The sequence below is a fragment of the Streptomyces sp. CA-181903 genome (assembly GCF_050937075.1).
Taxonomy (GTDB): Bacteria; Actinomycetota; Actinomycetes; order Streptomycetales; family Streptomycetaceae; genus Streptomyces.
This window is the reverse complement of the sequence record NZ_JBNJLY010000001.1, coordinates 3,089,160-3,115,472: the sequence shown is the minus strand read 5'-3', so window position 1 is coordinate 3,115,472 and position 26,313 is coordinate 3,089,160. Positions and strand designations below refer to the sequence as shown.

The following is a 26,313-nucleotide window of genomic DNA, read 5'->3' as shown; positions in this document are numbered from 1 at the left end:
GGTCGGGGGCTGGCTACGGTTCCGTAACCTACGGCATCGTAAGTATGGCAGGGCCCGGCTGGGGGCAAGAGGGCTGTCGGCCGCCACCGGGCGCACGGGGTGGCGACCTATGCTGGTGGGCGTCGGACAGCGCGGTCCGCCACCCCTCCAGACGTGCTCGGAAACACCGCTAGGAGCAGCACCTGTGAGCAGTGCCGACCCCACCAGCCTCGAAGCACAAAGCGGCGCCGCACTGCGCGCCGACATCCGCCGCCTGGGCGACCTCCTCGGCGCGACCCTCGTCCGCCAAGAGGGCGAGGAACTCCTCACCCTGGTCGAACGGGTCCGGGCGCTCACCCGGACCGACGGCGAGGCCGCCGCCCGTCTGCTGGGGGAGACCGACCCCGAGACCGCCGCCAAGCTGGTCCGCGCCTTCTCCACCTACTTCCACCTGGCCAACGTCACCGAGCAGGTGCACCGCGCCCGCGAGCTCGGCGCCCGCCGCGACGCCGAGGGCTCGATCCTGGCCCGTACCGCGGACCGGCTGAAGGACGCCGACCCCGAGCACCTCAAGGAAGCCGTCGAGCACCTCGGCGTCCGTCCCGTCTTCACCGCGCACCCCACCGAAGCCGCCCGCCGCAGCGTCCTCAACAAGCTCCTGCGCATCGCCGAACTCCTGGGCCACCACGCCACCGGCGAGGGCGAGAAGCGCCGCACCGACCTCCGCCTCGCCGAGAACATCGACCTGCTCTGGCAGACCGACGAACTCCGCGTCGCCCGCCCGGAACCCACCGACGAGGCCCGCAACGCCATCTACTACCTGGACGAGCTCCACGCCGGCGCCGTCGGCGACGTCCTGGAGGACCTGGCCGCCGAGCTCGACCGGGTCGGCGTCCCGCTGCCCGCCACCACCCGCCCGCTCACCTTCGGCACCTGGATCGGCGGCGACCGCGACGGCAACCCCAACGTCACCCCCAGGTCACCTGGGACGTGCTGATCCTCCAGCACGAACACGGCATCACCGACGCCGTCGAGCTCGTCGACAAGCTCCGCGTCGCCCTCTCCAACTCCATCCGCAACAGCGGCGCCACCGAGGAACTGCTCGCCTCCCTTCAGCGCGACCTCGAACTCCTCCCCGAGATCAGCCCCCGCTACAAGCGGCTCAACGCCGAAGAGCCCTACCGGCTCAAGGCCACCTGCATCCGCCAGAAGCTCCTCAACACCCGCGAGCGCCTGGCCCACAACACCCCCCACCAGGAAGGCCGCGACTACCTCGGCACCGCCGACCTGCTCGCCGACCTCCAGCTCGTCCAGGACTCGCTGCGCGCCCACCGCGGCGGCCTCATCGCCGACGGCCGGCTGGAGCGCGCCCTGCGCACCCTCGCCGCGTTCGGCCTCCACCTCGCCACCATGGACGTCCGCGAGCACGCCGACGCCCACCACCACGCCCTCGGCCAGCTCTTCGACCGGCTCGGCGAGGAATCCTGGCGCTACGCCGACATGCCGCGCGAGTACCGCCGCAAGCTCCTCGCCAAGGAACTGCGCTCCCGCCGCCCGCTCGCCCCCAGCCCGGCCCCCCTCGACGCGGCCGGCGCGAAGACCCTCGGCGTCTTCCACACCGTCCGCGAGGCCCTGGACCGCTTCGGCCCCGAGGTCGTCGAGTCGTACATCATCTCCATGTGCCAGGGCGCCGACGACGTCTTCGCCGCCGCCGTCCTCGCCCGCGAGGCCGGGCTGATGGACCTGCACGGCGGCTGGGCGAAGATCGGCATCGTCCCGCTCCTGGAGACCACCGACGAACTCCGCGAAGCCGACCGGATCCTCGACGACATGCTCGCCGACCCCTCCTACCGGCGGCTCGTCGCCCTCCGCGGCGACGTCCAGGAGGTCATGCTCGGCTACTCCGACTCCTCCAAGTTCGGCGGCATCACCACCAGCCAGTGGGAGATCCACCGCGCCCAGCGCCGGCTGCGCGACGTCGCCCACCGCTACGGCGTCCGGCTCCGGCTGTTCCACGGCCGCGGCGGCACCGTCGGCCGCGGCGGCGGCCCCACCCACGACGCGATCCTCGCCCAGCCCTGGGGCACCCTCGACGGCGAGATCAAGGTCACCGAGCAGGGCGAGGTCATCTCCGACAAGTACCTGATCCCCGCCCTCGCCCGGGAGAACCTCGAACTGACCGTCGCCGCCACCCTCCAGGCATCCGCCCTGCACACCGCGCCCCGCCAGTCCGACGAGGCGCTCGCCCGCTGGGACGCGGCCATGGACACGGTCTCCGACGCGGCACACGGCGCGTACCGGCGGCTCGTCGAGGACCCCGACCTGCCCGCCTACTTCTTCGCCTCCACCCCCGTGGACCAGCTCGCCGAACTCCACCTCGGCTCCCGCCCGTCCCGCCGCCCCGACTCCGGCGCCGGCCTCGACGGACTCCGCGCCATCCCCTGGGTCTTCGGCTGGACCCAGTCCCGGCAGATCGTCCCCGGCTGGTACGGCGTCGGCTCCGGCCTCAAGGCCGCCCGCGAGGCCGGCCTCGACAGGGTCCTGGAGGAGATGCACGAGCGCTGGCACTTCTTCCGCAACTTCCTCTCCAACGTGGAGATGACGCTCGCGAAGACCGACCTGCGCATCGCCCGGCACTACGTCGACACGCTCGTGCCCGACGAACTCAAGCACGTCTTCGAGACGATCCAGGCCGAGCACGAACTGACGGTCCAGGAGGTGCTGCGCATCACGGGCGAGCGGGAACTCCTCGACTCCAACCCGGTGTTGCGGCAGACGTTCCACATCCGGGACGCCTACCTCGACCCGATCTCGTACCTCCAGGTCACGCTGCTGCACCGGCAGCGAGAGGCGGCGGCCCGGGGGGAGGCTCCCGATCCGCTGCTGGCCCGGGCGCTGCTGCTCACCGTGAACGGGGTGGCGGCGGGGTTGCGCAACACGGGCTGAGGCCATGGTGGGGCGCCTGCGGCGGGCGGCGCCCCGGTCCCACCCCTTCGCCGATTCCTGGGGCTGCGCCCCAGACCCCCTTGCCCTCAAACGCCGGACGGGCTGACAAGTCAGCCCGTCCGGCGTTTGAGGACGCGCGCCGCAGGCGCGCTTGGGGGTGCGGGGGCGCAGCCCCCGCAAGAAACGGTGAAAGGGCGGGGCCGGGGCGAACCCCCTACGAGTTGTACGTGCTCTGCGCCCGCTCCAGACCGTCCACGATCAACGACTCCACCGCATCGGCAGCCCGGTCGACCTCGAAAGCGAGATCCTTCCGCTCGGCGGAAGAAAAATCCTTCAGCACGAAGTCCGCAACCTGCATCCGCCCCGGCGGCCGCCCAATCCCGAACCGCACCCGGCAGTAATCGGAACCAAGCGTCTTGGTGATCGACTTCAGACCGTTGTGCCCGTTGTCCCCACCCCCGAGCTTCAGCCGCAACTGCCCGAAGTCGATGTCCAACTCGTCGTGCACGGCGACGATCCGCTCGACCGGCACCTTGTAGAAGTCGCGCAGCGCGGCCGTCGGCCCGCCGGACAGGTTCATGAAGGACATCGGCTTGGCGATCACGACGCGGCGGCTCGACGGGCCGGGCGGGCCGAGCCGTCCCTCCACGACCTGGGCGCGAGCCTTGTGCGCCTTGAACTTCGCGCCGATCCGCTCCGCGAGCAGGTCGGCGACCATGAAGCCCACGTTGTGCCGGTTGCCCGCGTACTCGCCGCCGGGGTTGCCCAGGCCCACGATCAGCCAGGGGCTCGTGCTCGTGGCGTCCGTCGTCATCCGCATAACTCCTTCATACACAGACCGCCGCCCCGCTCCGGGTCAGGAGCGGGGCGGCGGCCGGAGGAAAGTGAGGCTCAGCGCGAGGCTCAGGCCTCGGCGCCCTCGGCGGCCTCGTCCGCCGGGGCGGACTGACCGGCGACGACGTGCAGGACGACCGTGTCGGCGTCGACGGCCAGCTCGGAACCGGCCGGCAGGACGACGTCCTTGGCGAGGACGGAGGCACCGGCCTCCAGGCCCGCGATGGAGATGGTGACGGCCTCGGGGATGTGGGTGGCCTCGGCCAGGACCGGCAGGGTGGTCAGGGTGTGCTCGAGCAGGTTGTTGCCGGGGGCCAGGTCGCCCTCGGTCTGCACCGGGATCTCGACGGTGACCTTCTCGCCGCGCTCGACGACCAGCAGGTCGACGTGCTCCAGGAAGCCCTTCAGCGGGTCACGCTGGACCTGCTTGGGGATGACGAGCTCGTCGCGGCCCTCGATGTCCAGGGAGAGCAGGACGTTGGGGGTCTTGAGCGCCATCATCAGGTCGTGGCCCGGGAGGGACACGTGGACGGGCTCGCCACCGTGGCCGTAGACGACGGCGGGAACCTGGTTGGCGCGACGGATGCGGCGGGCGGAGCCCTTGCCGAACTCGGTGCGGACGGCGGCGGCGAGCTTGATCTCGGCCATGGTGCACTCCTCGGAGGTCGTGTGTGGACAGGGTCACCCGGCCACGAACGGCCTGCTACGAAGAGCGCGTCGATAACGGACCGCCACACCGTGGAGAAAACGGTGCGGCCTCCCTCGCCGAGCAACTCCAGGAGTCTACCCGGCGCGGGAGGCCGCACCGAAATCGATCTAGGCGAGGGTCCTAGGCGACGGTCACGCCTGCTCGTCGAAGAGGCTCGTCACCGAACCGTCCTCGAAGACCTCGCGCACCGCGCGGGCGATCGTCGGGGCGATCGACAGCACCGTGATCTTGTCGAGCTCCAGCTCGTCCGGGGTCGGCAGGGTGTTGGTGAACACGAACTCGCTGACCTTGGAGTTCTTCAGCCGGTCCGCGGCCGGGCCGGAGAGCACACCGTGGGTGGCGGTCACGATGACGTCCGCGGCACCGTGGGCGAACAGGGCGTCCGCCGCGGCGCAAATGGTGCCACCGGTGTCGATCATGTCGTCCACCAGTACGCAGACACGATCCTTCACGTCACCGACGACCTCGTGCACCGTGACCTGGTTGGCGACATCCTTGTCACGGCGCTTGTGCACGATCGCCAGCGGGGCGCCGAGCCGGTCGCACCAGCGGTCGGCGACGCGCACACGGCCGGCGTCCGGGGAGACGACGGTCAGCTTGTCGCGGTCGACCTTGGCGCCCACGTAGTCCGCCAGGATCGGCAGCGCGAACAGGTGGTCCACCGGGCCGTCGAAGAAGCCCTGGATCTGGTCGGTGTGCAGGTCGACCGTGAGGAGGCGGTCGGCACCGGCCGTCTTCATCAGGTCGGCGATGAGACGGGCCGAGATGGGCTCGCGGCCGCGGTGCTTCTTGTCCTGACGGGCGTAGCCGTAGAACGGCAGGATCACGGTGATGCTCCGCGCGGAAGCCCGCTTCAGAGCGTCGATCATGATCAGCTGCTCCATGACCCACTTGTTGATGGGAGCCGTGTGGCTCTGCATCAGGAAGCAGTCGGCGCCGCGCGCGGACTCCTGGAAGCGGACGTAGATCTCACCGTTGGCGAAGTCGAAGGCCTTGGTCGGGACCAGGCCGACGCCCAGCTGATGCGCGACCTCCTCGGCAAGCTCGGGGTGGGCGCGGCCGGAGAAGAGCATCAGCTTCTTCTCGCCGGTCGTCTTGATCCCGGTCACAGCACAGTCTCCTTGGATGTCGCATTGTGTGCGCTTATCACGGTACGCCCCGTTCGACGCTGCCGTTGTCAGGTCACTGCTCCCCGTCGTGCTCCTGGAGAGCGGCGGAAGCGGCCTGTGCGGCGGCGCTTCCAGGGCGCTTTCGAGCCACCCAGCCCTCGATATTCCGCTGCTGGCCGCGTGCGACAGCGAGCGAACCCGGGGGCACATCCTTGGTGATGACGGAGCCGGCGGCGGTGTACACGCCGTCCCCGATCGTGACCGGAGCCACAAACATGTTGTCGCTGCCGGTGCGGCAGTGCGAGCCGATCGTCGTGTGGTGCTTGTTCACACCGTCGTAGTTCACGAAGACGCTCGCGGCGCCGATGTTGGTGTGGTCGCCGATCGTGGCATCGCCCACGTAGGAGAGATGCGGCACCTTCGTGCCCTCGCCGACCTCGGCGTTCTTCATCTCCACATACGCGCCGGCCTTCGACTTGCGGCCGAGCTTCGTCCCGGGCCGCAGGTAGGCGTACGGGCCGACCAGGGCCCCCTCGCCGACCACCGCGCCGTCGGCCACCGAGTTGTCCACCCGGGCACCGGCCGCCACTGTGGTGTCCGTCAGCCGCGTGTTCGGGCCGACCTCGGCGCCGGTGGCCACGTGCGTGGCGCCCAGCAGCTGCGTCCCCGGGTGCACCAGCGCGTCCGGCTCGAACGTCACCGTGACGTCCACCCACGTCGTCGCCGGGTCCACCACCGTCACACCGGCCATCATCGCGTCGTGCAACAGCCGCTCGTTGAGCAGCCGGCGGGCCTCCGCCAGCTGGACGCGGTTGTTGATGCCCAGGATCTCCCGGTGGTCACCGGCGACCGCCGCACCCACCCGGTGCCCGGCCTCGCGCAGGATCCCGAGCACATCGGTGAGGTACTCCTCACCCTGGCTGTTGTCCGTCCGCACCTTGCCCAGCGCGTCCGCCAGCAGCCGGCCGTCGAACGCGAACACCCCGGAGTTGATCTCGCGGATCGCCCGCTGCTCCTCGGTGGCGTCCTTGTGCTCGACGATCTCGGTCACCGCACCCGTCGCGGCGTCGCGGACGATCCGCCCGTACCCCGTGGAGTCCGGCACCTCGGCCGACAGCACGGTCACCGCGTTGCCGTCGGCGGCGTGGGTCTCGGCCAGGCTCCGCAGGGTGGCGCCGGTGAGCAGCGGAGTGTCACCGCAGACGACGATCACGGTGCCGTCGGGGCGGATGCCCTCGCGGGACAGCTCCTCCAGACCCATGCGCACCGCGTGCCCGGTGCCGTTCTGCTCCAGCTGGACGGCGGTACGGACATCGGGGTCGATCTCGCCGAGGTGCGCCGACACCTGCTCCCGCGCGTGCCCGACGATCACGACGAGCTGCTCCGGCTCCAGCTCGCGCGCGGCGGCGACGACGTGCCCGACGAGGGAGCGGCCGCAGATCGAGTGCAGGACCTTGGGGGTCGCCGACTTCATGCGGGTGCCCTCACCCGCTGCGAGAACGACGACGGCTGCCGGGCGGTTGGCGCTCACGGGTGTGCCCTTCGGCTTCGGGGTTACGAGGGGGTGACACCCGCAGGATACCGGTGCGTAGAAGGGCCGGAACGCGGACGGGTCCTGACCTGGGCGGTCAGGACCCGCGGTGAATGCTCCCCCGCCAGGACTCGAACCTGGACAAGCGACTCCAAAGGTCGCCGTGCTGCCGATTACACCACAGGGGACAGCTAACAGGGCCAAAAGGGACTATTCGCCAGGTGATCCTGTTTGACCCCCAACACTATGCCGTACCACCAGCCCTCAATGCGACGGTATAGGTCGGCGCCTTGGAGGACCTGCACCACGAGGCAGCCGTGGTAGCCGGAGCCTGTGTTCTTGCGGACGGTTTTCGGGTTGTGCCGCTTCAGGGTCGTCTTGCACAGGCTCGATACATCGACCCCCACCAGCTTCGCCCAGTACGCTTCCGCGGCCGCCACATCGGCGGACTCGTGAATCATCACGCGGTATTGGACGCGGTCCGGTCCGATCCCCAGGAGGGCGAGCCACGCTCGGTAGACCTGGATCACGCCCGGGTCGCTGTTGACGAAGTGGACTGCCTCCCGCACCTGATACGGCTTGCTCTTGGCTCCCTCGGCCCAGTAGAGCCCGACCCCGAGGAGGAACAACTCCCGTTCCGTCATCCGCCCGATCTCGCAGGCGGCGTCCAGCCTCGTCCGGATGCGCTTGGCCGCGACCTCACGCCGATGGGGTTCCCACCTCGCCTCCCGCATCGCATGCAGTTGTTCCGGAGTCTTCCGGGGCTTGGGGAGGTCCCGCACCCACAAAGACACCGAACTCTTCGCGACCCCCAGCTCCGCCGTGATCTCGTCGTACGTCTTCCCGGCCAGCCTCAAGGCTCTGGCCTCCTCCCGGAGTGCGTCCTTCGCCCGGGGCGCTTGGTCCACTCCGGCGCCGGCTCGCCACGCAGCAGCCTGGTGAGCAGGCCGTGACTTCCGATGCCGAGCCTTTCGCCGATGGTGCGTGTGCTGAGCCCCTCCCGGCGCAGGGCGACGGCTCGCGAGCGCAACTCTTCGAATGCCGCGTCACCGTCCCGCGAGCCGTCCGTCCCCGCGCCGTCACCATTGCCCGGTGCCTCTGTCATGTGAGCAGAGTGCCGCGATCGTCGGCCGCTGTCGGCGAATGCCTGAGCGATTCACCAGTTCGAGCGAAGTGGGGCGCGCTCGCTTCCGCTCCTGCCGTTTGCGTGCTGCTGTCAGTTTTTCGAAAACCGTTGGCCCGCCCCCGTAGTCTGGGTGGTATGACCACAACGGGGGCAATCACGGAGGCGGGCGCCCGGGGCGCGCCCGCGGGGCCGTGGTGGTGGGCCAGGCGGCGGGGCATGGTGCTGGACGTCGTCCTGGCGTTGATGTCGGTGATCGAGTGCACCTTCGAGGGGCTCTCGTTCGCGCATGAGGTGGGGGCTCCGGGGGCGCTCGGAGCGCTGGCGGGCATACCGGTCGGCGGCGCGCTGCTGGTGCGCCGGAAGTGGCCGGTGGCGGTGGTGCTGGTGTCGATCGCCGTCACCCCGGCCGAGATGGGCTTCCTGCTCGGGATCGTCGGGTTGTACACCCTCGCCGCGGCGGACGTGCCGCGGCGGATCGTCGTCGTCCTCGCGGTCGCGTCCATGGCCGGGACGCTGCTCGTCTCCGCGGCCCGGTTCCACCGTGACGCCACGGCCTCGGGCCTGCAGTCGAGCCTGGTCACGGCGGTCCTCTTCTCCTCCGTGATGGCCCTGGGGCTGACGGCGCCGCCGCTGCTCCTGGGCCTGTACGTGGGCGCCCGCCGCAGGCTGGTGGAGAGCCTGCGCGAACGGGCCGACGGGCTGGAGCGGGAACTGTCGCTGCTGGCGGAGCGGGCCGAGGAGCGGGCCGAGTGGGCCCGCAGCGAGGAGCGGACGCGGATCGCCCGCGAGATGCACGACGTGGTCGCGCACCGGGTCTCCCTGATGGTGGTGCACGCGGCGGCGCTTCAGGCGGTGGCCCTGAAGGACCCGGAGAAGGCGTCCCGGAACGCCGAGCTCGTCGGTGACATGGGCCGGCAGGCGCTGACCGAGCTGCGCGAGATGCTCGGTGTGCTGCGTGCCAAGCCCGACGGCGCGGCCGAGCCCGCGGTGGCGCAGGAGCCCGAGCGGCTCGCGGCGGTGGCCGCGGCGGCCTCGGCCCGGGTACGCCGTTCCGCCGACGCCTTGGCCGCCACCGGCACCGCGGACGGGCCGCGCCTCGGCCAACTCGCGGATCTGGTGGGGCAGTCGCGGCAGGCGGGGATGGCCGTCGAGTTCTCGGTCGAGGGTGAGCAGCGCGGGTACACCGCGCGGGTGGAGAGCACGGCGTACCGGGTGGTGCAGGAGGCCCTGACCAACGTCCACAAGCACGCGCCCGGGGCCGCGGCCCGGGTGCGGGTCGCGCACCGGGAGGGCGAGGTGGCCCTCCAGGTGGAGAACGGCCCGTCGGACGGCGGGACGGACGCCGGGCTGCCGAGTGGCGGCAACGGTCTCGTCGGCATGCGGGAGCGGGTCACGGCGCTGGGCGGGGTGTTCGTCTCCGGACCCACGGACCGGGGTGGTTTCCGCGTCTCGGCCGTGATCCCGGACGTGGCGGAGGCGGCGGACGCGGCGTGAGCAGCCCGTCCGGTCTTTGGACCTCGCGGCGCCGCCGCGGTGCGGGGGTCTGGGGGCTCCGTGCCCGGGAAACGGCGGTGGGGCGGGGCCGGGACACGGCCGCCCCTCCGCGACGGTCGCCTCAGCCGCCGAACGAGAGCCGGGCCGGCCGCGTCCCGGTCACCAGCGCCCCGATCGCGTGATCGATGTCGGCCCCGAGGAACCAGTCGCCGGTGTGGTCGAGGCTGTACACCCGCCCATGGGCGTCGATGGTGAGCAGCGCCTGCCCGTCGAGCTCCTGCCCGAGGGGGCAGACCTCGGTGCCGAGCGCGCGGCCGAGGTCGGCGACGGTCCGGGCGAGGTGCAGCCCGTGCAGTGGGTCGATGTGGAACGGGGTCGGCGCGATGTGCTTGCCCGAACCCGGTCCCGCGATCCGCAGTCCGCCGAACTCCGCCCACGCCTCGACGGCGGCGGGGAAGACGGTGTGCCGGTGCCCGGCGGGCGACACGTGGGCGCGCAGGGCGTCGGCCCACTTCTCGGCGGCCTTGATGTCCCAGCGGCCGGGCTGCCAGCCCGCCTCGCGCAGGGCGGCGTCGACGGCTACGGGGAACCGGGTGGCTGCGGTGCGGTCGAAAGCGCGCATGGAGGTCAGGGCCTGCCTCGTTCCGTGGTGGTGGGGTCGATGGCGCGGACGCCGAAGTGGGTGAGGAGCGCGGTACAGGACCGGCAGGGCGGGGCGTAGGCGCCGTGCCGGGGGTCGCCGTCCTCGCGGATGTGCCGGGCGGTGATCTTCGACTGCTTGAGCGCGCGGCGGGCCTCGCCGTGGGTGAGCGGTTTGCGGGAGGCGCGTTTGCTGCGGCCCGCCTCATGGGTGGTGAGGAAGCGGGTGAGGAGCAGTGCCTCGGGGCAGCGGCCGGTGAAGCGCTCGCGGCGGTCGCTGGTGAGCGTGTCCAGGAAGTCCTGGACGAGGGGGTGCAGGGCGGGCGGCTGTTCGGCCTTGCCCGCGGTGCAGGTCAGCGTGGTGCCGCGGACGGAGAGCGCGGCGGCGACGGCGGGCAGGATGCCGTCGCGTCGGTGGAGCAGCACCGGTGGACGGTCGGCGTCCTCGGTCGTGCTCCAGCTGAGCCGGGGGTCGCCGGGTGCGGCGGTCCGTCCGTCGGTGCTCCCGGTCAGGGGTTGGTGGTCCTGCGTCGTGTGCATGGTGGTTCTTCCCTCCCTGCAATCCCCCTGTTGCGGGGATCAGCCTGCCAAACGGGGTGGTGGGAGTGGAAGGCAGGGCGGTGTTGCGTGTGTCTGGTGTGCCGGAATAGGTGAGAGGGGCCCGAGTCGTGGCACGGGGGTGAGACGGTCGCGGTGGAGGGGTTTGCCGGGACGTGAGGGGTTTCTGCGGTTCTCCCGGGTCCGGTGCGGTCTGCCGCTTTCGGGAGCGGGTGCTGTAGGGGGCAGGTGCCGTCCGGGGTCCGGAAGCGGGTGCCGTCCCGGTTTCGGGAGCGGTTGCCGTACGGGGGTGGGGAGCGGGCGCCCGTACGAGGTCCCCGGAGCGCGCACCGTGTACAGGTTCCGGGAGCAGGCACCGTCCGGCGTTCCGTCGCGCACAGCGGCCCCTGCGGGCCGGGGCCGTGACCGGGGGTGAGGCCGGAACCGGGGCCGCCTGTGCGGGCGTTGTCAGGAGGGGGCGTCCTCCGTGCCCCCCTCCCCACCCACGGGCGGGGGAGCCGTCTTGCGGCACCGCATAGGCTGTCCGTCACGAGGCCGTTCCGGCCGTGGGATCCGTCACCCGCCGCCGGGACCGCGAACGTCGCAGAACACGCCAGCCAAGCAGGGGGCATCCGCCATGACGACAGGTCGGCTCGGGCAGCAGGCCGCGCCACCGAACACGGCCTACGCCGGGCAGGTCGTGCACTTCCCGGACCCCGTCCGGCACGGCCGTTACCCCCAGGGTGTGCGGGTGGACGAGGACGGTTACCCCGACTTCTCCCCGTACGCCCGGGCCGCCGCCGAGATCGCGGACCCGCCGGAGGGCTTCGGCGTGGACGAACTGCGGCTGACCGACTACGTCTCCGCCAACGCCGCGCTGCACGCGGAGGGCCACGAACTCTGGGCGAGCCTGCACCCGGTGGCCACTCCGCACGGCTGGACCTGGCACCACGTGGCCGGAACGCGCCGGCTGGAGCTGGTGCCGGCGGAGGTGAAGGCGCTCCTGCGGCACCACGGCGGGCTGGCGACGGCCGCCGTGGACCAGGAGAAGCGCGGTACCCGCCCGCTCCAGGAGACCCGGCCGGTGCACTTCGCGCTCCCGCAGCGGGAACTGGCCGTGACGGAGGAGCAGGTGCAGGGCGTCGAGGAGGACCTCGGCTACCGGCTGCCCGGCGCCTACCGGGCGTTCCTCAAGGCGGCCGGCGGCTGCGCCCCGGTGGGCGCCGCGCTCGACGCGGAGCTGGGACTGCTGCTGGACCAGCCGTTCTTCACCGTCCGCGAGGAAGCGGCGGTCAACGACCTCGTCTACGTCAACAAGTGCCTGCGCGACCACTTCACCAAGGACTACCTCGGGGTGGCCTTCGTGCAGGGCGGTGTGCTGGCGGTCAAGGTGAAGGGCGAGGCGACGGGGTCGGTCTGGTTCTGCCCGTACGACGACGCCCGCGACCGGGACGGCTGGACGGTGCAGGAGCGGGTGGAGCGGCTGCTGCTGCCCTGCGGTGAGGATTTCGACGCCTTCCTGTCCCGGCTGGCGGGCGGTCCGCCCGAGCTGGAGACGGTGGCGAACCTGATGGTCGACGGCGGCTTCGCGTACGCCGTCCCGGTGGAGGGGTGAGCGCGGTGGTGACCTTCGCGCAGGCTCAGGAGCGCGCGGAGCGCTGGGTCAACGGCGACGTTCCGGCGTATCTGCACCGCGAGGTGAAGGTGCGCGAGTTCGACCTGGGCTTCGTCGCCTGGGCCGAGGACCGCGAGGGCGTGGCCTCCACGGACAGCGCCCGCTCGCGACTGGTGATCGCGCGCGACAGCGGGGAGACCACGCTGTGGCCCGGGCTGCCGGTCGGCGAGGTGATCCGGCGGTACGAGGAGGAGTACGGCACCGCGGCCGAGCCGGCGCCGGTGGCGGCCGAGCCGCCGCGACGGGTGGACCTGAACGCGACGTCGTTCCTGCTGAGCCCGCCGCAGTGGCTCCAGGACGCGGCGGACGCGATGGGCATCCCGGACCGCGAGCGGGACCGTGAGGCGGAGGAGGACTCCGCGGCGCGGCGGGGTGCGGAGGGCGTGCCGGCGCCACGGTCCGGCTCGGGTGACACGTCGGGTGGATCGGGTGCGGCGGATGCTTCGGGTGCGTCGGGTGCATCTGGTGTTTCCGGTACGTCGGGTGGGCCCGGCGTGACGGACGTGCCTGGTACGTCCGGTGTTTCTCTTACGCCGGGTGAGTCCGGCGGTGCGTCTGGTGGTGCGTCCGGCGGTGCGCCCGACGAGGGTTCCGCCGGTGTGACGGGATCGGGCGGGCTGTCGTCGAGCGCCTCGGGAGGGACGGGTTCCGACGGAGCGGACGCCTCCGCTTCCGTGTCGGGCGGTACGTCGGAGGCGCTCGGTGCGTCCGGCGCGCCCGTTCCGGACAAGGCGTCGGACCGGGCCGTGCCGGCCTCCACGCCTCCGGCCATCCCCTCTTCCCCGCCTTCTCAGGCGCCGGCCCCCGAGCCCGACTGGGCGGGTGCCGACGTCTCGACGCGTGCGGGCGACGGCGACACCGGGAATCTGCCCGCGACCGTCCTCGCGCCGGCGCTGTCCGGTTCGGATGCCGACGACACGCCTCCGCCGGGTGTGCGGCCGGACGCGAAGACCGAGCTGATGCCCGGGGGCAGTTCGCTGCCGCGAACGCGGCTGGCTCCCGCGATCGAGGAGCCGGGGGGCGTGCGTCCGGGGCAGGGCGCCCCGGCCGTACCGCCGGCCGCGCCCGGCCCCGCCGCCTCGCCGCAGACCTCGCCCGCACCGCAGGCGCCGCCCGCATCACATGCATCGCCCGCACCGCATGCACCGAACGTGCCGCCCGTGAGCCCGGCCGCGCCGCCGTCCGCTCCGCCCGCAGCCCCCAACGCCCCTGCGGGCGCCGGGAGTTCGAACTCTCAGCCGCCCGGCGGCAGGTCGGCCGCCTACGCGGCGACGATGCTCGCGACGCCGGGTGCGCCCGGGATGCCGGGTGCCCCCGGAGCTCCCGGCGCGCCTGGAGTTCCCGGCGCCCCCGTGGGCCCTGGTGCCCCGTCCGCCGCGGGAGCGGGCCCGTCCGCCCCGGGTGTCCCGCCCGTACCCGGCGCGCCCGCAACACCCGGCGTACCTCCCGCGCCGCCGGGAACGCCGCCCGCCGCGCCCGGGACGCCGCCGGGCGGTGTGCACGCCGCCGCGACGATGCTCGCCGGGGCGAACGTGCCCGGCGCCCCGAACGTGCCCGCCGCACCCGCCGCACCGGGAGTCCCCGGAGCCCCGGGCGCCCCGAACTCCCCAGGCGCGCAAGGCGGTTCCACGCCCCCGGGTGCTCCGGGAGGACCCGGCGTACACCCGCCGGCCGCCCCGGGTGCTCCGGGCGCCGCCCCCGGCGCCGTCGCGCCGGCTCCGCACGCTCCGGGCGCTCCCGGAGTCCCGGGCGCCCCGGCGGGCGGCGTGCACGCCGCGGCGACGATGCTCGCGAGCCCTGGCGCGCCGGGCGTCCCGCCGGCACCCAACGCCCCGCAGCCGCCCGGCGGTTATGGCTATCCGCAGCCCCCGGCCGGCGTCCCGACCGTCGGCCCCGGCTATATGGCCGTCCTCCGCTACCGTGCCCAGGACGGCTCGGAGCAGCAGGTCATCCGGCGCAGCGCGCCGGGCACCCCGCACCCGGAGTGGCAGATCCTGCACGAGCTGCGGTCGATGAACGTGCCGCCGCAGCAGGTGCTCGAACTCCACACCGAGCTGGAGTCCTGTGACCTGCCGGGCGGTTACTGCGCGCGGATGATCCGCGAGACCTGGCCGCAGGTGCGCGTCAGCCACACCGCGGCGTACGGCAGCGACCACGCCGGCCGCCAGCAGGGCGTTCGGCACCTGCTGGAGCACCAGGGCGAGCTGCACCAGGTCGCGGGCGCCCCCGCCCGTCCGGCCCCGAACCGGGTGCCGCTGCCGCAGCCGCACCAGGTGCGCCCGGCCCCGCCGCTCGCGGCGGAGGCCATCGCGCAGGAGCTGCTGGAATCGTTCGGTCCGCAGGGTGTCTTCCGCTTCGACCAGCGTGCCGTGTCCCGGCAGGGCGTGCCGGACGTGGTGGCGCAGACGCTGGTGTGGGCGGGGCTGCCGACCGACTTCGGGCCGTTCTTCTGGGCGCAGGCCCAGCCGGGCCGCCCGGTGCCGACGCTCGCGGAGCTGGCGGCCGAGCGCGGGGCGCGGCCGGCGTCGGACGCCGGCTCGTACCTGGTGATGGGCAGCGACTTCGGTCGGCAGCTCTGCGTCCAGTACGGTACGGCGCACATCGTGGCCGTCCCGCTGGAGGCGGGCCCCGACGGCCGGCCGGCGGTGCCGCAGTTCGTCAACACGAGCCTTCCTCAGTTCGTACGCTCTTTGGCGTTGCTCGGGCGCATGTGGCGCTGGCGCTACGGTTTGACGCCGGAGCAGGCGGGGCGCTGGACCGTGGACTTCCAGGACCAGATCGCCGCGCTGGACCCGGTGGCCTTCTCGTCGCCGGAGAACTGGTGGGCGGTGCTGCTGGAGCAGATGTGGGACGGTCTCTTCTAGCGGCCGGCCGGGATTCGACGGCGGCAGGGCGCTCGGCCCCGCGCACGGGGGACCGGGCGCTCTGCGTTGTCGGTCGGCGCATCCTTGACAGAACAACCAGGCGGAGTGTCGTGTTTTGGGCACTTCCCTCGTGCGGGAATGATGTGCGCCTGACCGCGTCGCAGACCGGGTTTCCGGATATAAGGGGCTACAAGCATGAGTGCATCGGTGTCACCTGACGGTTTCACTGTCGTACGAGGCCGCGGCTACCGGCCTGACCAGGTTGAGCGCGCCCTCGCCGAGTTCGCGCGCCAGCGCGACACCTCCTGGGAGCGCGCGGCGCGGCTCACCGTCCTCGCGCGGGAGATGGAGGACGAGGTCCAGCGCCTCCGGCAGGTGGTGGCGCAGCTGCCCCCGCAGACGTACGAGACGCTGGGGCCCCGCGCCCAGGGCCTGATCGCCACGGCGGAGGCGGAGGCGCTCGGTCTGAAGGAGCGGACCGACGCCGAGGCCGCCGAGATGCACGACGCGGCGGGCGCCTACGCCCGCAAGGTCCGCGACGCCGCCCACGAGTACCAGGTCGAGGTGCGGGCGGAGGCCGAGGAGTGGGCCCGGCAGGCGCAACTCGCGGCCCAGACGGTCGCGGACGAGCTCCGCGCGACGGCCCGCCAGGACGCCAAGCAGTGGCGCGCGGACGCCGAGGCGGCCCTTCAGGAGATGCGCGAGCGCGCCGCCACGATGCTCGCCGACCAGGAGAAGGAGCACGCCGAGCGCTGGGACGCGGCGGGCCGCGAGGACGCCGAGCGCGAGGCCGCGATGGACGCGCGCGTGGCAGCGATGGAGGAGTACGCGCGGTCGACCCTCAACGAGGCGCAGCGCCGCTACGCGGACGCCGAGGAGGCGGCGCGGCACGGCCAAGAGGACGCGGAGGCGCAGGCCGCGTCGCTCATCGCACAGGCCCGGGTGCGGGAGGAGCGCATCGCGCGGGAGACCGAGCGGGTGCTCCGGGAGCACGAGGAACGACGCGAGGAGTTGCGATCGCACATGGCCCACGTGCGGCACAGCCTCGCCGCCCTGACGGGCAAGCCGGTGGCGGAGGATCCGGCGCTGGGGGACTGAGCGGCCGTACGTCCCGTCCTCCGGCGGGTGGGGTGGACGGGACGTACGGGGTGGTGAACTCGGATCAGTCGGTGGTGCGGGTGGCCTTGGGGCTCGAGGAAGCGGAGGCGGGTGCGCCCTTCTTGCCGCTGCCCTTGGTGTCCTTCTTCTCGCCCTTGCCGGTGTCCTTGCCCTTGTCACCGGGCTGTCCGGATTCGGTGGGCTCGCCGGGCTTGGAAGTGACAGTCAGGGGCAGGGAAAGCTGGACGCCGTCACCGGTGGTGAGGAGAAGCGTGAAGCTGCCCGTCCGGTCGTCGGCGAAGAGCGGCGGTAGATCCACCTTGCCGTCGTCGCCCGTGGTGACCGTCACCGTGCGGGACCGGTTGTCGCCCTCCTTGAAGTACGGACCGGTCTTCGCCACCTTGCCGTCCGCGTAAACGGTCGCCGTGATCTTCACCTTGGCTACCGGCTTGCTCTTGTCCTTGCCCTTGCCCTTGGCGTTGGCCTGGAGGCTGATCGGCTGCCCGAAGGAGGCACCCGCGTTGGCCGACAAGGGGGTGTTGCCGGGCCGGACGATCTCGTCGGCCTTGGGCGGCGTCGGTTCCGTGACGACCGCGGTGAAGTCGGCGTGCGTACTGCCCCGGTCGCCGATGGTCGCGCGGACCGTGTACGTCCCGGACGTGGCGCCGGCGGTGAGACCCGTCACCGTGGCCAGGCCGTCCTTGCCGGTGGTGGCGGTGACGGTGGCGGTGGCGGTCCGGCCGTGGTGGAAGCGCGGGCCGTTCTTGCCGATGACCTCGAACTGCACCCGGGTGCCTGTGACGGGATCCCCGTCGGCGGTGACCGCGCGCACCGTCAGGGACGGGAAAGCCTTGCCCGTGTCGGCCGTCACTTCCTGATCGCTCTTCAGTTCCAGGCTGGAGGCCGTGGCCGGCGGCTTCGGCTTGTGGTCCCCGGGCTTGCCCTTGTCCCCGCCCGGCTTGCTCTGGTCGGGCTTCGGCTTCGGGTTGGGCTTGGGCGTCGCCGGCGTCGTGTTCCCCGGCGCGGGCCGGGACGGCGTCGTGGGCACGGTCGGCACCGAGGGCACGGGCGGCACCGTCGGAATCGTCGGCAGCGTGCTGCCCCCCGACGGCGACCCGACGGGCACATCGGCCACGGCGCCCCCGCCGCCGTTCTGGTACGTGCGCATCCAGGCGAGCACCGTGTTGAGGTAGTCGCGGGAGGAGTTGTAGCGCAGGACGGCCTTCTCGACGTCGCCCTGCTTGCTCAGGTCGAGGCCGCCGGCGCACAAGTAACGGGCGGTGCCGGCTGCCGCGTCGAAGATGTTGTTGGGGTCCTTCTGGCCGGTGCCGCGTCCGTCGGCGGCGTAGCTCTCCCAGGTGGACGGGATGAACTGCATCGGCCCGACGGCGTGGTCGAACTGCCGGTCGCCGTCGTACCGGCCGCCGTCGGTGTCACGGACGAGCGCGAACTTGTCGCCCGTCAGGGGCGGGCCGATGATGGGCTTCGCGGTGGACCCGTCGGTGCGGAGGCCGCCGCCCATGGTGCCGTGGTCGGACTCCACCTTGCCGATGCCCGCGATGAGTTCCCAGGGGACGTGGCAGTTCGGCCACTGCTCCCCGGCGAGCTTCTCGGCGTTCTTGTAGGCGGCCAGGGCGGTCGCCGGGATGCCGGTGGCCTTGTCCGGGCCGCCGTCGGGAGTGCCGCTGCCCGGCGCTCCTGGAGTGCCCGGCGGAGGGACGAGGTCGGGCAGGGCGAGGTTGGGGGAGCCATGCGGCAGTCTCTGCGGGTTGCCGGGTCCGGGGGCGGGGTCGCCGGCGTCCGCCGTGTGGTGCGGCGGACTGGCGCCCACCGCCGCGGTGGTGAGGCTGGCGACGAGCAGAGCAGTGCACAGTCCCTGTCGGGAGACGCTGGCAGCGCGCGTACGAAGTATCTTCACTGAGGCTGCTTCCTTGGGAGACCGGCGGCCGGGCGCAGGGGAGGCTGTCGGACGCCCCCCTCGGCCATAGACCCGAACACTAATTCCCTCAAGCCCCAATTGTCTTGCCCCGGGACGGGCTTCACGGTTTCTTCGCGACGCGTTCCCCCGGAAGGGACCGCGGTTCGGCCGTTTCCCCCGCGCGCCGGTGGCTCGCAGCTCTCGGAAGATGGCATTCCGATTCTGCACGACCCTGAGAAGACACCCGCCTTGAGGGGTGCGTCCCCTAGGGGTCGGCCCCTACGTCCCCACCGGTGGCGCTCGTCCCGCAGCAGGAGGGGTGGCGGTCCTCCCGCTCCCTAGGCTCGTCATGCGAGGGCAGGCCGGAGGGCCGGGGGTGGGGTCAGCCCCACCATCGGAACACCCCTGCGCCCCATCGCGGTGCCCGCCGTGGAACAGCAGGCTGGTGCGGGGCCGGAGGAGCCCGCCGGACGGTCCCGGCAGAAGCAGCAGCAGTAGCCGAAACAGCAGCAGTAACAGAAGCAGCAGCAGAATCAGGAGACCTCACCGTGAAGACGGCTGTATCGATTCCCATGACCGGGAGCGACGGAGGACGGACGGCCGTCGCGGCGAGGGCGCGTCAGGTCCTCAAGGCGTACGGCTCGGGGGAGACCCGCGTCACCGCGCTGGACCACGTCGACGTCGACATCGCCTGCGGGCAGTTCACGGCGATCATGGGCCCGTCCGGCTCCGGCAAGTCGACCCTGATGCACTGCCTCGCCGGCCTCGACACGGTCACCTCCGGCGAGATCTGGATCGACGAGACCGAGATAACCCGGCTCAAGGACAAGAAGCTCACCCAGCTCCGCCGCGACCGGATCGGCTTTATCTTTCAGGCGTTCAACCTGCTGCCGACCCTCAACGCCCTCGAGAACATCACGCTCCCCATGGACATCGCCGGCCGCAAACCCGACCGGGAGTGGCTGAACCGAGTGGTGGAGACCGTCGGCCTGGCGGGACGCCTCAAGCACCGGCCCAACCAGCTCTCCGGCGGTCAGCAGCAGCGCGTCGCCGTGGCCCGCGCGCTCGCCGCCCGGCCCGAGATCATCTTCGGCGACGAGCCGACCGGCAACCTTGACTCCCGGGCCGGCGCCGAGGTGCTGGGCTTCCTCCGCCGCTCGGTGGACGAACTCGGCCAGACCATCGTGATGGTCACCCACGACGCCGTCGCCGCCTCCTACGCCGACCGCGTGCTCTACCTGGCGGACGGACGGATCGTCGACGAGATGCACCAGCCCACCGCGGACATGGTGCTGGAACGGATGAAGCACTTCGACGCCCGCGGGCGGGTCTCGTGACCGTCTTCAAGACCTCCCTGCGCAACCTCCTGGCCCACAAGGGCCGGATGGCGCTGTCCGCCGTGGCCGTGCTGCTGTCGGTGGCGTTCGTCTGCGGCACGCTGGTGTTCACGGACACCATGAACGCGACGTTCGACAAGCTCTTCGCGGCCACCGCCTCCGACGTCTCGGTCGCGCCGGAGAAGAAGGACGACGTCCAGCAGACCGGGACACCGCGGACCGTGCCCGCCTCCCTCCAGGGCAAGCTGGCCACCGTGCCCGGCGTCGCCAGGGTCGAGCCCGAGGCGAGCAGCCAGCAGATCACCGTCGCCGATGCCCGCAACAAGGACATCGGCCCCGACTCCGGCGCCCCCACCGTGGGCACCAACTGGAGCGAGCGGCAGAAGAAGTCCGTCGAGATCACCAGCGGCCACGAGCCGCGCGGGGCCACCGAGGCCGTCCTCGACTCCGACACCGCCGACAAGCGCGGCGTCCGCGTCGGCGACACCCTCCGCGTCATCGCTGCCCCGGGCGACTTCCGCGTCCGCGTCGTCGGCCTCGCCACGTACAAGACCACCAACCCGGGCGCCGCGGTCGTCTACCTCGACACGCGTACCGCCCAGACCCGGCTGCTCGGCACCACCGGCGGGTACAGCGGCTTCGGGCTGACCGCCGCGCCCGGCGTCAGCGACGAGCAGCTCAAGGAGCGCGTCACCGCGGCCGTCGGCCCGCACCTGACCGTGTACACCGCCGCCGAGACGAAGAAGGAGAACAAGGAGAACTTCGGCTCCGTCCTCGACGTCATGAAGTACGCGCTGCTCGGCTTCGCCGGCATCGCCGTCCTCGTGGGCATCTTCCTGATCGTCAACACCTTCTCCATGCTGGTCGCCCAGCGCACCCGCGAGATCGGCCTGATGCGGGCGATCGGCGCCGGCCGCCGCCAGGTCAACCGGTCGGTGCTCGTCGAGGCGCTGATGCTCGGTGTCATCGGCTCGGTGCTGGGCATCGGCGGCGGCATCGGACTGGCCGTCGGGCTGATGGGGCTGATGGAGTCCGTCGGCATGAACCTGGACACCGGCGAACTGACGATCAAGGCCACCACGCCGCTCGTCGGCCTCGCCATCGGCGTGCTCGTCACCGTGCTCGCCGCCTACCTGCCCGCCCGCCGGGCCGGGAAGATCTCGCCGATGGCCGCCCTGCGCGACGCCGGCACCCCCGCCGACGGCCGCGCCGGCCGGGTGCGGGCCGGCATCGGGCTGGCGCTGACCGCCGCCGGAGCCGCCGCGCTGCTCGCCGCCGGGAACGCCGACGAGGCCGCCGCCGGCTCGGGTTACCTCGGCCTCGGCGTGCTGTTGAGCCTCGTCGGGTTCGTGGTCGTCGGGCCGCTGCTCGCCGGCTTCCTCGTCCGCGGCCTCGGCGCCGTCGTCCTCCGCGTCTTCGGCCCCGTCGGACGGCTCGCCGAGCGCAACGCGCTGCGCAACCCGCGCCGCACCGGAGCGACCGGCTCCGCCCTGATGATCGGCCTCGCGCTGGTCGCCGCCCTGTCCGTGGTCGGCTCCTCGATGGTCGCCTCCGCCACCGACCAGCTGGACAAGTCCGTCGGAGCGGACTTCATCATCCAGGACGGCGGCGACAAGGCCCTGAGCCCGGCCGTGGAGAAGGCCGTCCTGTCGGCCCACGACATCGAGCACTTCAGCCGCTACGTCGGCGTCATGGCCGAGGTCACCACCCCCGACGGCAAGACCGCCACCCAGCGGCTCACCGCCACCGACCCCACCTACGCCGACGACGTCCGCTCCCAGACCGTCCAGGGCCGGCTGAAGGACGCCTACGCCAGGGACGCCATGTCCGTGCCCGAGGGCTTCGCCAAGGACCACGGCATCCGGCGCGGCGACCGGCTCACCGTCACCATGATCGACGGCCGGACGGCCCGGCTCCGGGTCGCCGCCGTCACCTCGGACGACACGTCGCTGGACAAAGGCGCGATGTACCTGGACCTCGCCACTACCCGGCGGTACCTGCCGGCCGGCGCGATGCCGCTGACCGGCATGATCCTCGCCAAGGCGAAGGACGGCCGGACCACGGAGGCCGCCGCCTCCCTCAAGGCCGCCGTCGCCGAGTACCCGCAGGTCAAGGTCCGCGACCAGGCCGACTACAAGACCATGATCAAGGACCAGGTCGGACAGCTCCTCAACATCATCTACGGACTGCTGGCCCTGGCGATCATCGTCGCCATCCTCGGCGTCGTGAACACCCTCGCCCTGTCGGTCGTCGAGCGGACCCGCGAGATCGGCCTGATGCGCGCCATCGGCCTCTCCCGCCGCCAGCTGCGCCGCATGATCCGCCTGGAGTCGGTGGTCATCGCCCTCTTCGGCGCCCTGCTGGGCCTCGGGCTCGGCATGGGCTGGGGAACGACGGCCCAGAAGCTGCTGGCCCTGGAGGGCCTCGGTGTCCTGGACATCCCCTGGCCCACGATCACCGCCGTCTTCCTCGGCTCCGCGGTGGTCGGCCTCCTCGCCGCCCTGATCCCGGCCTTCCGGGCGGGCCGGATGAACGTGCTGAACGCCATCGCCACCGACTGACCCCACCAGGGTCGACCAGGGCCCGGCCGCGCCACGGGGGTGCGCGGCCGGGCCTGGCGCCGCATCCAGCCCGTCCGTCGCTTGAGGACGCCGGCCCCCTCCAGCCCGTCCGGCGTTTGAGGGCAGCACGCGAAGCGTGCTTCGGGGGCGCGGGGGCGCAGCCCCCGTGAGAAACGGGAAAGGGCGGGACAGGGGCAAGCCCCCCGCCCGAGGCGGAACCGGCCCGCGGCCGCCCGGGGGCGCTTCCCCGCCGTCGGGGCGCGGGCCGCCCGCCAACCACCGGCCCGCGCCCGGCGGCGCCCCGACGCCCGCCCCCACCCCGCCCCCGCGTCGTACGCTGGAGACACACCCGGCTCGTCCCCCACGCGTCGGGCGATTCGTGTTGTCACCCTCCCGGGACGGAAGCCCCTCATGAGCCTGCACGGTCTGCTCGACGCCGTCGTCAACGATCCGGCGCTCGCCGAAGCGGTGAAGGCCGCGGGCGACGGCAACCGGCCGCACGTCGACCTCGTCGGACCGCCCGCCGCCCGGCCGTTCACCATCGCCGCCCTGGCCCGCGCCGGCCGGCCCGTCCTGGCCGTCACCGCCACCGGGCGGGAGGCCGAGGACCTGGCCGCCGCGCTGCGTTCGCTGCTGCCGCCGGACGGCATCGTCGAGTACCCGTCGTGGGAGACGCTGCCGCACGAGCGCCTCTCCCCGCGCTCCGACACCGTGGGCCGCCGGCTGGCCGTGCTCCGCCGGCTCGCCCACCCCAGCCCCGACGACCCGGCCGCCGGGCCCGTCAGCGTCGTCGTCGCGCCCGTCCGGTCCGTGCTCCAGCCGCAGGTCAAGGGGCTTGGCGACCTGGAGCCCGTCAGTCTGCGCAGCGGGCAGAGCGCCGACCTCGGCGAGGTCACCGAGGCGCTGGCCGCCGCCGCGTACGCGCGGGTCGAGCTGGTCGAGAAGCGCGGCGAGTTCGCCGTCCGCGGCGGCATCCTCGACGTCTTCCCGCCCACCGAGGAGCACCCGCTGCGGGTGGAGTTCTGGGGCGACGACGTGGAGGAGATCCGCTACTTCAAGGTGGCGGACCAGCGGTCGCTGGAGGTGGCCGAGCACGGGCTGTGGGCGCCGCCCTGCCGCGAGCTGCTGCTCACCGACGCCGTCCGGGAGCGGGCCGCCGCGCTCGCCGAGGACCACCCGGAGCTCGGAGAGCTGCTCGGGAAGATCGCCGAGGGCATCGCGGTCGAGGGCATGGAGTCCCTCGCCCCGGTGCTGGTGGACGACATGGAGCTGCTGCTCGACGTCCTCCCGGCCGGCAGCATGGCGGTCGTCTGCGACCCGGAGCGGGTACGGACCCGCGCCGCGGACCTCGTCGCCACCTCCCAGGAGTTCCTCCAGGCGTCGTGGGCCGCCACCGCGGGCGGCGGCGAGGCGCCCATCGACGTGGACGCCGCCTCGCTGTGGAGCATCGCCGACGTCCGCGACCGGGCCCGCGAACTGGGCGTGATGTGGTGGTCCGTCAGCCCCTTCGCCGCCGACGAGGACCTGGACAGCGACACCCTCACCCTGGGCATGCACGCCCCCGAGACCTACCGCGGCGACACCGCCCGCGCCCTGGCCGACACCAAGGGCTGGCTGGCCGACGGCTGGCGGACGCTGTTCCTCACCGAGGGGCACGGTCCGGCCGCGCGGACGGTGGAGGTACTGGGCAACGAGGGCATCCCGGCCCGGCTCGACGCCGAACTCGACGACTTCTCCCCGGCCTTGGTGCACGTCTCCTGCGGGAGCCTGGACAGCGGCTTCGTCCACCCGGGCCTGAAGGTCGCCGTCCTCACCGAGACCGACCTGTCCGGCCAGAAGTCGGCGAGCAAGGACATGGGCCGGATGCCGGCCCGCCGCCGGAAGACCATCGACCCGCTGACCCTCCAGGCGGGCGACTACATCGTCCACGAACAGCACGGCGTCGGCCGCTACATCGAGATGGTGCAGCGCACCGTCCAGGGCGCCACGCGTGAGTATCTGCTCGTCGAGTACGCGCCCGCCAAGCGCGGCCAGCCCGGCGACCGCCTCTACATCCCCACCGACCAGCTGGAGCAGGTCACCAAGTACGTGGGCGGCGAGGCGCCGACGCTGCACCGGCTCGGCGGCGCCGACTGGACCAAGACCAAGGCGCGCGCCAAGAAAGCCGTCAAGGAGATCGCCGCCGACCTGATCAAGCTCTACTCGGCGCGGATGGCCGCTCCCGGCCACGCCTTCGGGGCGGACACCCCCTGGCAGCGGGAGCTGGAGGACGCCTTCCCGTACGCCGAGACCCCGGACCAGCTCACCACCATCGCCGAGGTCAAGGAGGACATGGAGAAGTCCGTTCCCATGGACCGCCTGGTCTGCGGCGACGTCGGCTACGGCAAGACGGAGATCGCGGTGCGCGCGGCCTTCAAGGCGGTGCAGGACGGCAAGCAGGTGGCGGTGCTGGTGCCCACCACGCTGCTGGTGCAGCAGCACTTCGGGACCTTCTCGGAGCGGTACGCCCAGTTCCCCGTGGTGGTGAAGGCGCTCTCCCGGTTCCAGACGGACACCGAGGCGAAGGCGGTGTTGGAGGGGCTGCGCGAGGGGTCCGTGGACATCGTCATCGGTACCCACCGGCTGTTCTCGTCCGAGACGAAGTTCAAGGACCTGGGGCTGGTCATCGTCGACGAGGAGCAGCGCTTCGGCGTCGAGCACAAGGAGCAGCTGAAGAAGCTGCGCGCCAACGTGGACGTCCTCACCATGTCCGCGACACCGATCCCGCGGACGCTGGAGATGGCCGTCACCGGCATCCGCGAGATGTCCACGATCACCACTCCGCCGGAGGAGCGCCATCCGGTCCTCACCTTCGTCGGGCCCTACGACCCGAAGCAGATCGGCGCCGCCATCCGGCGCGAACTGCTCCGCGAGGGGCAGGTCTTCTACATCCACAACCGTGTCGAGTCCATCGACCGGGCCGCCGCCCGGCTGCGCGAGATCGTGCCCGAGGCGCGGATCGCCACCGCGCACGGCCAGATGTCGGAGTCCGCGCTGGAGCAGGTCGTGGTCGACTTCTGGGAGAAGAAGTTCGACGTGCTGGTCTCCACGACGATCGTGGAGTCCGGTATCGACATCTCCAACGCCAACACCCTCATCGTCGAGCGCGGTGACAACTTCGGCCTCTCGCAGCTCCACCAGCTCCGCGGCCGCGTCGGCCGCAGCCGCGAGCGGGGCTACGCCTACTTCCTGTATCCGCCGGAGAAGCCGCTCACCGAGACCGCGCACGAGCGGCTGGCCACCATCGCCCAGCACACCGAGATGGGCGCCGGCATGTACGTGGCGATGAAGGACCTGGAGATCCGCGGCGCCGGCAACCTGCTGGGCGGCGAGCAGTCCGGGCACATCGCCGGCGTCGGCTTCGACCTCTACATCCGCATGGTCGGCGAGGCGGTGGCGGACTACCGCGCCTCCCTGGAGGCCGGTGGCGCGGAGGAGCCGCCGCCGCTCGAGGTGAAGATCGAACTGCCGGTGGACGCGCACGTCCCGCACGACTACGCGCCGGGCGAGCGGTTGCGCCTCCAGGCGTACCGGGCCATCGCCTCCGCCAACAGCGAGGAGGACATCAAGGCCGTCCGCGAGGAGCTGACCGACCGCTACGGCAAGCTCCCCGAGCCGGTGGAGAACCTGCTGCTGGTCGCGGGCCTGCGGATGCTCGCCCGGGCCTGCGGGGTCACGGACATCACCCTGCAGGGCTCCAACGTCCGCTTCGGTCCGGTCGAGTTGCGCGAGTCGCAGGAACTGCGGCTCAAGCGGCTCTATCCGCGCACGGTCATGAAGCCCGCCAACCGGCAGATCCTGGTGCCCCGGCCGGCCACCCGCCCCATCGGAGGCAAGCCGCTGGTCGGAAGGGAACTGCTGGCCTGGACCGGGGAGTTCCTCACGACCATCCTCGGCTGACCGGTGGGCGCCGGGGC

14 protein-coding genes, 1 tRNA gene and 2 pseudogenes are annotated in these 26,313 nt (G+C 72.4%); 8 read left to right on the top strand and 9 right to left on the bottom strand.

Going from position 1 to position 26,313, the window contains the following annotated elements; all coding sequences use genetic code 11:
• Positions 1-184: 184 nt before the first annotated feature.
• Positions 185-2,925: pseudogene (ppc, locus tag ACQEVS_RS13855) on the top strand (phosphoenolpyruvate carboxylase).
• A 214-nt stretch (positions 2,926-3,139) separates the two neighbouring features.
• Here the strand turns inward: ppc and pth are convergent.
• The 6 genes and pseudogenes from pth to ACQEVS_RS13825 all read right to left on the bottom strand — a co-directional run bounded on the left by pth (position 3,140) and on the right by ACQEVS_RS13825 (position 8,213).
• Positions 3,140-3,739, bottom strand: coding sequence for an aminoacyl-tRNA hydrolase (gene pth / locus ACQEVS_RS13850; RefSeq protein WP_433019988.1), 600 nt, complete (start codon positions 3,737-3,739; stop codon positions 3,140-3,142).
• An 89-nt stretch (positions 3,740-3,828) separates the two neighbouring features.
• The gene (locus tag ACQEVS_RS13845; RefSeq protein WP_433019985.1) at positions 3,829-4,407 is read right to left on the bottom strand and encodes a 50S ribosomal protein L25/general stress protein Ctc; all 579 of its coding nucleotides are present in this window, start codon (positions 4,405-4,407) and stop codon (positions 3,829-3,831) included.
• Between the two features lie 192 nt (positions 4,408-4,599).
• The gene (locus tag ACQEVS_RS13840) at positions 4,600-5,577 is read right to left on the bottom strand and encodes a ribose-phosphate diphosphokinase (protein ID WP_185942665.1); all 978 of its coding nucleotides are present in this window, start codon (positions 5,575-5,577) and stop codon (positions 4,600-4,602) included.
• 73 nt (positions 5,578-5,650) lie between these two features.
• Positions 5,651-7,108, bottom strand: a complete 1,458-nt coding sequence (glmU, locus tag ACQEVS_RS13835; RefSeq protein ID WP_433019981.1) for a bifunctional UDP-N-acetylglucosamine diphosphorylase/glucosamine-1-phosphate N-acetyltransferase GlmU — start codon at positions 7,106-7,108, stop codon at positions 5,651-5,653.
• A 116-nt stretch (positions 7,109-7,224) separates the two neighbouring features.
• A tRNA-Gln gene (locus ACQEVS_RS13830) sits at positions 7,225-7,296 on the bottom strand.
• Between the two features lie 3 nt (positions 7,297-7,299).
• Positions 7,300-8,213 (bottom strand): annotated as a pseudogene (locus tag ACQEVS_RS13825) (hypothetical protein).
• A 156-nt stretch (positions 8,214-8,369) separates the two neighbouring features.
• Between ACQEVS_RS13825 and ACQEVS_RS13820 the strand changes: the two are divergent.
• Positions 8,370-9,728 carry a sensor histidine kinase gene (locus ACQEVS_RS13820; RefSeq protein ID WP_433019978.1) on the top strand — a complete coding sequence of 453 codons (1,359 nt, stop codon included), beginning with the start codon at positions 8,370-8,372 and terminating at the stop codon, positions 9,726-9,728.
• A gap of 121 nt (positions 9,729-9,849) precedes the next feature.
• Here ACQEVS_RS13820 and ACQEVS_RS13815 read toward each other — a convergent pair whose 3' ends face one another.
• Complete coding sequence (locus tag ACQEVS_RS13815; protein ID WP_433019975.1) at positions 9,850-10,350, bottom strand: SUKH-3 domain-containing protein; 501 nt, start codon at positions 10,348-10,350, stop codon at positions 9,850-9,852.
• A 5-nt stretch (positions 10,351-10,355) separates the two neighbouring features.
• Complete coding sequence (locus ACQEVS_RS13810) at positions 10,356-10,907, bottom strand: YwqJ-related putative deaminase (protein WP_433019972.1); 552 nt, start codon at positions 10,905-10,907, stop codon at positions 10,356-10,358.
• A gap of 634 nt (positions 10,908-11,541) precedes the next feature.
• On the opposite strand from ACQEVS_RS13810, the gene ACQEVS_RS13805 reads away from it, so the two are divergent.
• From ACQEVS_RS13805 to ACQEVS_RS13795, 3 genes are all read left to right on the top strand, one after another.
• Positions 11,542-12,519 (top strand): SMI1/KNR4 family protein, encoded by a 978-nt coding sequence (locus tag ACQEVS_RS13805; RefSeq protein ID WP_433019969.1) that lies wholly within the window; start codon positions 11,542-11,544, stop codon positions 12,517-12,519.
• 5 nt (positions 12,520-12,524) lie between these two features.
• Complete coding sequence (locus ACQEVS_RS13800) at positions 12,525-15,443, top strand: SUKH-4 family immunity protein (protein ID WP_433027541.1); 2,919 nt, start codon at positions 12,525-12,527, stop codon at positions 15,441-15,443.
• 195 nt (positions 15,444-15,638) lie between these two features.
• Positions 15,639-16,541: a cellulose-binding protein gene (locus ACQEVS_RS13795; protein ID WP_398272382.1), complete on the top strand. Its 903-nt coding sequence runs from the start codon at positions 15,639-15,641 to the stop codon at positions 16,539-16,541.
• A gap of 64 nt (positions 16,542-16,605) precedes the next feature.
• On the opposite strand, the gene ACQEVS_RS13790 is transcribed toward ACQEVS_RS13795, so the two are convergent.
• Entirely contained in the window at positions 16,606-18,459 is a 1,854-nt protein-coding gene (locus tag ACQEVS_RS13790; RefSeq protein WP_433019965.1) for a lytic transglycosylase domain-containing protein, read from the bottom strand.
• 572 nt (positions 18,460-19,031) lie between these two features.
• On the opposite strand from ACQEVS_RS13790, the gene ACQEVS_RS13785 reads away from it, so the two are divergent.
• The 3 genes from ACQEVS_RS13785 to mfd all read left to right on the top strand — a co-directional run bounded on the left by ACQEVS_RS13785 (position 19,032) and on the right by mfd (position 26,296).
• Positions 19,032-19,796: an ABC transporter ATP-binding protein gene (locus tag ACQEVS_RS13785; protein ID WP_433019962.1), complete on the top strand. Its 765-nt coding sequence runs from the start codon at positions 19,032-19,034 to the stop codon at positions 19,794-19,796.
• Positions 19,793-22,357 carry an ABC transporter permease gene (locus ACQEVS_RS13780; RefSeq protein ID WP_433019958.1) on the top strand — a complete coding sequence of 855 codons (2,565 nt, stop codon included), beginning with the start codon at positions 19,793-19,795 and terminating at the stop codon, positions 22,355-22,357. Before ACQEVS_RS13785 ends, ACQEVS_RS13780 begins: the two co-directional genes overlap by 4 nt.
• 411 nt (positions 22,358-22,768) lie before the next feature.
• A complete protein-coding gene (mfd, locus tag ACQEVS_RS13775) occupies positions 22,769-26,296 on the top strand; it encodes a transcription-repair coupling factor (RefSeq protein ID WP_433019955.1) in 3,528 nt (1,175 codons plus the stop codon).
• The last annotated feature ends 17 nt before the right edge of the window (positions 26,297-26,313 follow it).